The sequence below is a fragment of the Clostridium beijerinckii genome (assembly GCF_036699995.1).
Taxonomy (GTDB): Bacteria; Bacillota; Clostridia; order Clostridiales; family Clostridiaceae; genus Clostridium; species Clostridium helianthi.
In genome coordinates, this window is the sequence record NZ_CP144906.1 from 1891775 (window position 1) to 1903467 (window position 11693).

Consider the following 11693-nt stretch of genomic DNA (forward strand, 5'->3'; position numbering starts at 1 on the left):
GTTAATTTATGAATATATAAGAGTATTAAAAGAGAAACTATGTATGAAGATAAATGTATAGGAGGAATACAAATGAAATTAAAAAAATACATAAAGGTATTAAGTTATTTTATTATTTTTAACGTAATTATGAGTTTTGCTTTCATTGGAGCTGATGCTAATACTGTGAAAATAACTACTGATAAGGAGCCATTATATACAGTTGAGTACGATGGCTATGATCTTACAGCGAGAAGAATAAGAGTTGCTGGAAGCAATAATATTGCATATTGCTTAGAGATAAACGAAAAATATCCGTCTGGACAAAATTTTTCGTCAAATAGTAATCTAAGTGAATCAATTCGTAATGTTATTGCTGCTGGATATCCAAATAGATCTGTGGCTGAATTAAATCTAGATAATGAGAATGAAGCATATTTCGCTACTCAGATAGCAATATGGAGTTCAATGGAAGGATACGATGTCAATAAAATAAAAGGAAATAACTCTAAAATAGTAGATGCAATAAAGAGCATATATAATGACGGAGTAAATGGGAAATATTCAAGTAAAATAAGAAGTAAAGTATATAAAACAAGTGATGAATCTATACAAGAAATTATAGTTGTATATACTGATGATTTAGTATCGGAAGAAAAAGCAGAATCGATTCAAACAGAATATGCACCACAAGAAGGATAAATAAAATTATACATTACATGTTAATGCTGTTACATAATGAATGTTTTATGATTAGTCTAAAAAATTTACCTTGTAACAGCATTAATGGTTAATTAGAAGGAAATCTTGGCTATTATTGACACCAATCATCTAAAATGATAACCTTTTGTTAGATTATTAGAAGTGGTAAGGTGGTGAAGAAGATTGCTGCTAAAGGATTATAGTAAGGAACAAATTAGGAATTTAGTTGAAATCATTAAAGAGTGTGTTCGTGAAGACAGGTATACCGTATCTTTAGAAGAAAATAAGGCGGAAAATATTCAATTTATAGAAGAATATAATATAAATGAAAAGAAGAGAATAAGTATACTATGCGATATAGACTACAAAGATTTTTGTTATGGCCTTCAAAACGTAAAAAATGGAGTTGAGCAAAATGATCTTTACGTATTTTGTTTACAAAAAGAATTGTATAATGTTGAGGATAAGAGAGAAATAGTAGATATTTATTTAAAGTTTAATGTAATATGCAATGAAGTAAGTAGTAGTAGAGTACTAGTGTCTCTACATAAAAGAAACAAGCCTATTACATATCTTTTTAGATAAAAAGAATTATCTTCATTTCTAAAAGGAGGGATAAACTCATGAAAAAATCAGCATTTTGTGAATATTGTTTTAGTGAAAGGGAATATCAAGTATATAAAGTAAGAAGAACATCTATACTAAAAGAAGAAGAGGTAAGCTACAAGGCTAAAGAAGCTGTTTGTAACGTTTGTGGTAATGAGATTTTTGTGTCAGACATATGTGAGTATAATTTGATGAACTTATATAAAGAATATAGAAGGAATTATAATATTATTAGTACAGATGAAATACAAAAAGTTAAAATAAAGTATTCAATTAATTCAGAAGCACTTTCACTAATATTAGGATGGAATAGTAAGACTATAGAACGATATTTAGATGGGGATATGATTGGAGTCTCCAATAGTGATTTATTAAGAAAAGTATATGAGAATGCTAGCTATTATTCTATTATATTGCAAAATAATAAGGAAAGAATAAATCCAGTAGATTACAATAAAAGTAGACAAGCTATTAGATATATTTTAGCTCAAGATCAGACAGAAGAAAAAATCGATGCAGTAATAAAATACTTGTTGATAAGATGTGAAGATTTCACAGCTTTATCAATCCAAAAACTTCTATATTACGTACAAGCATTTCATTATGTCTTTACTGGTAATTTCATGTTTGAAGAAGATTGCGAAGCTTGGAAGGATGGTCCGTTTTATCGAAGCCTATATGAAAGGTATGAACAATTTGGATATGAAAAAGTTAATAAAGATATACTTGCTAATGACAAATTAAGGTTAGAGAATTTTGAACGGAATATTGTAGAAAGTATAATAAAATTTTATGGCTGTTATAGTGGAAAAATATTAAAGGAGATGACTAAAAGCGAAGCTCCTTGGATATTAACAAGAACTAATTCTATTAATGGAAAGAGTATCAAATATGGTAAATTTAATACTGTGATTGAAAAAAGCTTGATTCAAGAGTATTTTGATAGTATTAAGGAAAAATATAATATTAGTAGTTTATTAGATATACAAAATTATAGTAGAGATTTATTCGATAAGATATCTATTTAATATAAATTTAGGAAAGAGGTAATTTATGAAAACTACATTATTACTTATTAGACATGGCGAAACAGAATGGAATGCTTTAGGGAAATTTCAAGGGTGTACAGATATAGAGTTATCAGAGGAAGGAGTAAAACAAGCGCAAATATTAAAAAATAGACTTAATGGAGAATTTGATTGGATATATGCTAGTCCGTTAAGTAGAGCTTTTAAAACAGCAAATATATTAGCATCAATTACGAATAAAGAAGTTATAATAGAACCTGAGATAAGAGAAATTAATTTTGGAGAATGGGAAGGATTGACTGTTAAGCAAATTAGTGAAAAGTATCCTGATGTTTTTAAAGCTTGGAGAACTGATAAAAAAGAAAGTTATATTTGCGGTGGAGATTCTAGTATCCGAAATGCGGTAAGTAGAGCTAAGAAGTGTATTCAAGAAATAGTATCTAAACATAAAGGTGAGAAGATAGTAATTGTTGCTCATGGAGGAATAATAAAAGCTGGACTTATAGGAATATTTGACTGGGATATGACAATGTATCATAAAGTAGCACTTGGCAATACTTGTATTAATAAAATAACTTTCAATGATGATTTAATGCCAATGTTAGTTAGTTTAAATGATACAACTCACTTAGATTAAATTACGGAAGTTATATGAATTAATTAAAAAATGTAATTCTGTAAAAGGTCTCAAAATATATTAAATGTTAAACATAAAATAATTACTCTAAATAAATAGATAAGATTTATTTTACCAATGAAGTTTATAAAATTATCGTAAATATATTTTACGATGTTTCATAAGGAGTAAAAAAGAATGATATACATAATGATAAGTATTATATTGATTTTATATTCTGGAATAAATTATTACATTAGCATATGGTTTTGGAAAAATTTATGTAGTATGATCCCTTTTTTTAATAGTGAAATATACTTTAGCTTCTTTTTTATTATATTTATAATAAGCTTAGTTGGAGTTATATGGAATCGCCATCTACCTAAATTTCTCCAGGATGGAGTTTACTTGATGGCATCGTATTGGCTTGCTGCTATAGTATACTTTGCAATATTTATTGGCATAATTGAGTGCTTTTTTATTTTAGGCAATACTTTACAGCTTATACCTAGCGATATTAAACTTAACGCAAATGCTTTATTTTATATTGCTTTGATAGTTCTTTTTACTGTAATAATTATAATTCTATACGGAGCGGTAAATGCTAAAAACGTAATAATTACACCATATAATATAGACTTACCTAAAAAGGCAGGAAAGATAAGTAAATTGCAAATAGCACTTTTATCAGATATCCATCTTGGTAATTTAATGGATAAAAGAATAGATAAACTAATTGATAAAATTAATTCTATACAACCAGATATTGTTTTAATTGCAGGAGATATAATTGATTCTAATAGAGATATGATAAATTATGATTTTTCTAAGATGCAATGTAATTTTCAAAAAATAAAAAGTACATATGGGATTTATGCATGTTTGGGGAATCATGACTATGATCATAAAGGTGATTCATCAAATAGAATAAACAATTTAAAAAAAGTAGGGGTAAATATATTACGAGACAGTTATGTAAAAATTGATGATAGCTTTTGTGTTATAGGACGTGAAGATATCTCTTACGAAAGAATAAATGGGGTAAGAAGAAAAAATCTATCAGAAACTGTAAATGAAATTAGTAGAGAATTACCTATAATAGTGCTTGATCATCAGCCCAATAACCTAAACGAACCTATGAGTGAAGGGATTGATTTACAATTATCTGGTCACACACATAAAGGGCAGTTTTTTCCTTTTAATTTAATAACGAAAAGAGTATTTAAAATTGATTATGGATATCTAAAAATGGAAAAATTTCAAATAATAGTTTCATGCGGCACAAGAACTTGGGGGCCGCCTATAAGAATTGGGAGTAAATGTGAGATAGTAAATATAAATGTAACATTTCAATAAGAGATAATTTTTATTTCTTATAGTGATAAATAGATAAATTATGGATAAATAAAAAATGAACAAAATCTAAGTGAAAAAAATGCAATTAAATATATGTCCTAAAAAGATACAATGTAATAAAAGCGGACAATTTATTTATAAAGTGTATTTTTTTATTACAATAAATTTGCCTTAGAAAAGCAACATTGTTAATAATTAGATTATAAAATTTTAATAAATGGAGAAATTAGTATATTAATATGTCTTAAAAAATTCATGTAGATTTATTAATTAGAACCTTGTATTTATAGGCAAATATATCCTTATTTGTATTAGTATGAAATAAAAATTATGCGATGAATTATACCAGAATATTACATAAGCTTATATAATAAATTGATAAAATAATAACATTTGGCATAAATATTGCTTTACATAATTAATGTGGTTAAAGGCAAATAAATATGACAGATGAATTTTAGGAGGTATAAATTTATGGCACGTTTTACTTTACCTAGGGACTTATATCATGGAGAAGGGGCGCTTGAAGTACTTAAAACTTTAAAAGGCAAAAAAGCTTTTGTAGTTGTTGGTGGAGGATCAATGAAAAGATTTGGTTTTCTTAAACAAGTTGAAGATTATTTAACAGAAGCAGGAATGGAAGTAGAACTATTTGAAGGAGTAGAACCAGATCCATCAGTAGAAACAGTAATGAAGGGTGCCGAAGCAATGAGAAACTTCGAGCCTGATTGGATAATTGCTATGGGTGGAGGATCACCAATAGATGCTGCAAAAGCTATGTGGATATTTTATGAATACCCAGAATTTACTTTTGAACAAGCGGTTGTTCCATTTGGTTTACCAGAGCTTAGACAAAAAGCTAAATTTGTAGCTATTCCATCAACAAGTGGTACAGCTACAGAAGTTACAGCATTTTCAGTTATAACAAATTACACAGAAAAGATTAAGTATCCTTTAGCTGATTTTAACATAACTCCAGATATAGCAATAGTTGATCCAGTATTAGCTCAAACTATGCCAAAAACATTAACAGCTCATACTGGAATGGATGCACTAACTCATGCTATAGAAGCATATACTGCATCGCTTAGATCAAATTTTTCTGATCCTTTAGCAATTAAAGCATTGCAAATGGTACAAGAAAATTTAATCAAGTCTTTTGAAGGAGACAAGGAAGCTAGAAACTTAATGCATGAAGCTCAATGTTTAGCAGGAATGGCATTTTCTAATGCATTACTTGGAATAGTTCATTCAATGGCTCACAAGGTTGGTGCTGTATTCCATATTCCTCATGGATGTGCGAATGCTATATTCTTACCATATGTAATTCAATATAATAGAATAAAATGTGAAGATAGATATGCTGATATTGCCAGAGCATTAAAATTAGAAGGAAATACAGATGCAGAATTAACTGATTCATTAATTGGAATGATTAATAAAATGAATGATGACTTGAGTATTCCTCATTCAATGAAAGAATATGGGGTTACAGAGGACGATTTTAAAGCAAATCTTTCATTCATTGCCCATAATGCAGTGTTAGATGCGTGCACAGGATCAAATCCTAGAGAAATAGATGATGCTACAATGGAAAAATTATTTGAATGCACATATTATGGAACAAAGGTTGAACTATAATACTTAGATGTATATATGTAAGAACATAAGAATGAAGTAATATAATTGTATAAATTAATGTTTTTTACTTTCATATAAAAAGCTCTCTATTGAGGGCTTTTTTATTATGAAAAAAATTATAGGGAAATAATAATATTTATTGTTATTTTTTTGTTTAAATGATAAAATTACTTTAATATTAAGAAAATAACAATTACTACGAGATCAATAAAGGTCATATGATGTAATTTTATACAATAATATAGAAGAATGTGGTTAGCTATTTTTACTAAATGTTTTAGTAGTTTATACTAAAGTTACAAAAGGCCGGTTCAAACTTTACAGTTTTAATTGGTCTATTATTATATTTGGGTAGGAGTAAATATTAAATAATTAAAAGATTAAACGATTAAATTAAGTTTTCAATGCTTAAAGGGGGATAAAATATGATTAATAATTTAAAAGTTAAACAGAAGATTTTCTTATTTTCGTGGATAATGATTTTATTGATTATCTTTATGGGGGGAGTTGGATATTATTATAATTTGCAATCAAATTACAATGTAACATCCATGTATAAAGATAGATTGCTTCCGGTACAGTGGTTAAATGATAATAGAAACCAATCAAGAGCAATAGAAGCAGATACATATAATATTATTTTGAATATAAAAGATACTGAAGAACAAAATAAGAAATTAAATGATATTAAAGATAGAGTAAAGGCATACGATAACAACTGGCAGGCGTATAAAGAAACTGAGCTTGACCAATATGAATTAGAAATTATACCATTAGTTGAGAACGATCTTAAAGAATATAGAGCAGCAAGAGATGAAATTATAAAATTAGCTATGGATGGGAAGCAAGAAGAGGCTTTAGAAAGGTATAAATCAATAACTGGGAAAGTAGATGAATTTCAAAAAAACTTAAAGGCTTTGGCGATATATAGTACTGATAAAGCACAAGAAATAAATATTCAAAATAACAATAGTTTTAGTTATTCTAGAAAGATTTTTATGATGTTAGGTTTTTTGGCAGTAGTGATAGCAACTACTTTATCAGTTATTATATCTAAAACAATTGCTAACCCATTGAAATTATCAGTAGAGTGCATTAGAGTTTTAGCTAAGAGAGATTTTACAGTATCGGTTCCTGAACTTCTTTTAAAGCGAAAAGATGAAATGGGAGATCTAGCTAATTCAATATTTTTAATGAAAAATGATATTAGCATTTTAGTAAAGGAGATAATGGAAAGATCACAAGATATGAATGCTTCTAGCCAGGAACTTTCTGCTACTGTAGAGGAATTAACAACAACTGTAGGGAGCATAGACGCATCAATTAGAAATATATCAAATGATATACAAGAAACAAGTGCATCATCAGAAGAAATAAGTGCATCTATTCAGGAAGTGGATTCTAATATTAATTTACTATCAGGTAAAGCAATGGAAGGAAGCAATAATGCAAGTAAATCCAAAGAAAGAGCTACAGAAGTGCAAGGTCAAGGTAAAGTGTCATTAGAGGAAGCAAGAAGATTATATGAAGAAAAGAGAGAAAAAGGGGTTAAAGCAATTGAATCTGGGAAGGTTGTAGAAGATATAAAAGCGATGGCAGATACTATAGCTGATATATCAGAGCAAACAAACTTACTTGCTCTTAATGCTGCAATTGAAGCAGCAAGAGCAGGAGATCATGGAAAAGGTTTTGCAGTAGTAGCAGAAGAAGTTAGGAAGTTAGCGGAAGAGGCATCTCGGGCCGTTACCGTTATAAAAGATACAATAGTAAAAGTACAAGCTGCGTTTAGAAATCTTTCTGATAGTAACATAGAAGTATTAGATTTTATAAAAGAAGATGTAAATTCTAAATTTGAGGATATGAAGAATATGGGGAATCAATATTATGATGATGCAGAATTTGTAGCAAATATGTCAGAGGAAATAGCTTCCATGTCAGAGGAACTTACAGCAACAATTCATGAAATAACTAATGCAGTACAAAATACAGCTGAAATTGCACAGAAATCATCTGAAAACGCTGAAACAATAAAAGATAGTGTAAGCGAAACAACAATTGAGATAGAGCAGCTAGCGAAAGCTGCGCAACAGCAGGCTCTGCTAGCAGAAAAGTTAAATGAAGTGGTGAACAAATTTAAGATATAAGAAATTATATATAAATAGATCTATTTAAAATTATAGTATTTAAAGAAAAAAGATAGCATTTTCAAGATGAGGTGCTATCTTTTTTTTGTGAATTATTTTTCATTTAATGAGAAATCTTCCTCGCCTAAGTATATTGGTATAAGTTTATATGTAAATCTCTAATGATAATGTTTATTTAAAATGTATATAATTTGTGATTGGAATGTAACAAAACTGTGACAATTATTTTCTAGAATGTAAATATAGATTTAAAAGAGTTTATAACTCAACATTTAATTTATGAAAGATATTTGAGGTGATAAATATGAATGATAAAATAGTTTATTCTGTTATAGTACCTTTATATAATGAGGAACTTGTTATAAATCAAAGTTATAAAAGACTCAAAGAGGTTATGGATTCTACAAATGAAAGTTATGAAATTGTATTTGTGAATGATGGAAGTAAAGATAGAACAAGAGAAATAGCAGAAGAAATATGTAGCAGAGATGAGAATATAAAACTCATTAATTTTTCAAGAAATTTTGGTCACCAAGCTGCTATAACTGCAGGTATGGATCTAGCATTAGGAGATGCAATTATTGTAATAGATGCTGATCTCCAAGATCCACCAGAAGTAATGCTTAAAATGATTGAAAAATGGAAAGAAGGCTATGAAGTTGTCTATGGAAAGAGATTAAAGAGAGAAGGGGAAACCTTTTTTAAAAAATTTACGGCAAGAGTTTATTATAGATTATTAAGAAGTATGACAACAGTTGACGTTCCAGTAGATGCAGGAGATTTCAGACTTATAGATAGGAAGGTGTGTAATACACTAATAGCTTTGCCTGAAAGGAATAGATATGTAAGAGGACTCGTGAGTTGGGTTGGCTATAAGCAAACCTATGTTGAATTTATAAGACAGGAAAGATTTGCAGGAGAAACTAAATATCCTTTAAAAAAGATGTTTAAGTTGGCATGTGATGGTATAACAGCATTATCATATAAACCACTTATTATTGCAGGTCATTTTGGGGTTCTAGCTTTGCTGGTTGGAATGATTTTAATGTTTGTTGATATTATGAAAGCTATACTTAATAAAAGCAGCGTACTGAATTTTACTATGATTATAGGAATTAACATGATGATGTTTGGAGTAGTTTTAGGTTGTATTGGGATAATGGGTCAGTATATTGGAAGAATATTTGATGAAAGTAAAGGTAGGCCAATTTATATAATTTCTAGTACAACAAATTATAATAGATCAAGTAAAAAATATAATATTATTAATCTAGAGAAAAAGACTTTATAGAGGGGGAACAAATTTGAAGAAACTAAAATTAACTAAAGAGAATATAAGTATATCTTTAATTTTAATATTATCTGCAGTATTGAATTTTGCTAATATAGGGATTGAAGGATATGGCAATAGTTATTATGCTGCTGGAGTAAAGAGTATGACTTTGAATCTTAAAAATTTCTTCTTTGTATCCTTCGATCCAGGGAGTTTTGTTACAATTGATAAACCGCCAATGGGATTCTGGATACAGGCTTTATTTGCTAAGATACTTGGATTTAACGGATGGAGTATATTATTACCACAAGCATTAGCTGGAGTAATTTCAGTTTATCTCATATATTTTATAGTGAAAAAATCTTTTGGAAGTGTTGCTGGACTTATTTCAGGAGTATGTCTTTCAGTAACTCCAGTTTTTGTAGCAGCAAGTAGAAACAATACAATAGATAACTTGCTTGTTTTAACACTGCTCTTTGCCTGTTTGGCTCTTACACTAGCTGCTGAAAAAGGAAAGGCTAAATATCTTTATCTAAGTTTAACACTTGTTGGAATTGGTTTTAATATAAAAATGCTGGAAGCATATATGATTGGACCAGCAATTTATATAACATATCTTCTTTCTTCATCTATAAGATTAAAAAAGAGAATAGTTCATATTTTTATAGGCACATTTATTCTTCTGTCAGTATCATTATCTTGGGCTTTTATTGTAGATTTAGTCCCAGCACAAAATAGACCTTATATTGGTAGTAGTACAGATAATAGTGTTATGGAACTTATAGTTGGTCACAACGGATTAGAAAGACTTGGAATTGGCAGTAAATCAAATAAAGGATTTAATGCTAGCAACAATAAAAAAGATGATAGACAAATTCAAAATAATACTGAAGTAAGTAATGATCAGAATCAACAAATGAATAAAGAAAATTATAATGGAAGCACTAATAGAATGGTAAGTGGAGCAGAAAACAGAGATGGACAAGGTGGCGGAAGTCTGCAGAAAGCACCTAATGAAGGAATTCCAGATGGAGGTCCAGGAGGACAAGGTGGACTTCAAGGCACCTTTGGAGGACAGACAAAAGCAGGAATAGCAAGATTATTTTCTAAAAATAGTTTATCTGATCAAATAGTATGGTTTTTACCACTTGCGTTGTTAGGTTTTGTAGCTGGTGCTATAAAAGAAAAACTAAGATTAAAGTTAGATAATAAAAGAAAAATATCACTAGCATTATGGATTTTATGGTTGGTACCTGAATTCATATATTTCAGTTACACAACAGGTTTATTCCATCCATATTATTTAACAATGATGGCACCTCCGGCTGCAGCATTAGCTGGAATCGGAATAGTAACAATGTGGAAACTTTATAATGAAAAAAAATGGACGTCATGGTTATTACCGATATCATTAATTATAGAAGGTTTTGTTAATATGATGATGTTATCTTATTTTTCAAATAATCTATCAGATAGTATAAGAAAAATAATTTTAATAGCCTTGTTATTATGTTTTTTAACTTCATCAATATTAGCAATATTAAATTTATTGAGCTTTATTAGAAGAAAAAATAATACTAATTTAAGTGATAATAAGGACATGCATTTGAAAAAGATATTGCTAGGAATTTCTATGGTTAGTATTTTAACTGTACCATTTATTGGATCAAGTGCAGCAATTACTCATAGTGTAAATAGTACTATTCCTACTGCTGGATTGGAACTTCTTTCAAACGGCGAAAGAGGTGGAGCAAGTTTTGGCAAGGAAAGAAGTGACAATGGTAAAAATTCGAAGTTACTTGATTTCTTAAAAAGTAATATAACAACTGAAAAATATTCACTTGTTGTACCATCATCACAAAGCGCTGATAGTATAATAATCCAAACTGGTGAACCAGTAATGGCACTTGGTGGATTTTCAGGATCTGATAAGATTCTTTCTTTAGATGAATTTAAAGAGATGGTTAAGAATGGAGAAGTAAGATATGTACTCACTGGTGGCATGGGCAGAGGCGAAAGTAGTGAAATTCTAAAATGGGTTGCTGAAAATGGAACATTAGTTCCGGAAAGTCAATATAAGGATGTGGTATCAGGCAATGAACCAAATATTAAAGACAGTAACGATATAAAAAATAAGTCAAAAGATGATAATCAGAATATAAATTCAGTAAGGCAGAATATGGGAGCACCAGGAGGAAATAATTCGGAACAATTATATGATTTAAAGGATGAAGCAAATATTTTAAAATAAGTTTTTTACAATAAAAGGGCATGTATTAGTGCAAGTTATTAAGATTTAGCTACATAAAGACTAAAGAGTTTAACTATTTAGTAGTTTTAGAACTAAT

9 protein-coding genes are annotated in these 11693 nt (G+C 29.0%); all 9 read left to right on the forward strand.

Annotated features, from left to right (window positions below):
- Window positions 1-72: 72 nt before the first annotated feature.
- Complete coding sequence (locus tag PZA12_RS08885; RefSeq protein WP_241394389.1) at window positions 73-681, forward strand: thioester domain-containing protein; 609 nt, start codon at window positions 73-75, stop codon at window positions 679-681.
- Window positions 682-864: 183 nt separating this feature from the next.
- Window positions 865-1266, forward strand: a complete 402-nt coding sequence (locus tag PZA12_RS08890; RefSeq protein ID WP_078115230.1) for a hypothetical protein — start codon at window positions 865-867, stop codon at window positions 1264-1266.
- A gap of 38 nt (window positions 1267-1304) precedes the next feature.
- Window positions 1305-2315 carry a type II toxin-antitoxin system antitoxin SocA domain-containing protein gene (locus tag PZA12_RS08895; protein WP_078115231.1) on the forward strand — a complete coding sequence of 337 codons (1011 nt, stop codon included), beginning with the start codon at window positions 1305-1307 and terminating at the stop codon, window positions 2313-2315.
- Window positions 2316-2340: 25 nt separating this feature from the next.
- Window positions 2341-2952, forward strand: coding sequence for a histidine phosphatase family protein (locus PZA12_RS08900; RefSeq protein WP_077842606.1), 612 nt, complete (start codon window positions 2341-2343; stop codon window positions 2950-2952).
- Between the two features lie 390 nt (window positions 2953-3342).
- Window positions 3343-4287, forward strand: a complete 945-nt coding sequence (locus tag PZA12_RS08905) for a metallophosphoesterase (protein ID WP_241395600.1) — start codon at window positions 3343-3345, stop codon at window positions 4285-4287.
- Between the two features lie 474 nt (window positions 4288-4761).
- Complete coding sequence (locus PZA12_RS08910) at window positions 4762-5928, forward strand: iron-containing alcohol dehydrogenase (RefSeq protein ID WP_078115233.1); 1167 nt, start codon at window positions 4762-4764, stop codon at window positions 5926-5928.
- A gap of 425 nt (window positions 5929-6353) precedes the next feature.
- Window positions 6354-8072, forward strand: a complete 1719-nt coding sequence (locus PZA12_RS08915; RefSeq protein ID WP_103698942.1) for a methyl-accepting chemotaxis protein — start codon at window positions 6354-6356, stop codon at window positions 8070-8072.
- Between the two features lie 304 nt (window positions 8073-8376).
- Window positions 8377-9363: a glycosyltransferase family 2 protein gene (locus PZA12_RS08920; RefSeq protein ID WP_078115235.1), complete on the forward strand. Its 987-nt coding sequence runs from the start codon at window positions 8377-8379 to the stop codon at window positions 9361-9363.
- A gap of 13 nt (window positions 9364-9376) precedes the next feature.
- Window positions 9377-11596, forward strand: coding sequence for a glycosyltransferase family 39 protein (locus tag PZA12_RS08925; protein ID WP_078115236.1), 2220 nt, complete (start codon window positions 9377-9379; stop codon window positions 11594-11596).
- Window positions 11597-11693: the final 97 nt, after the last annotated feature.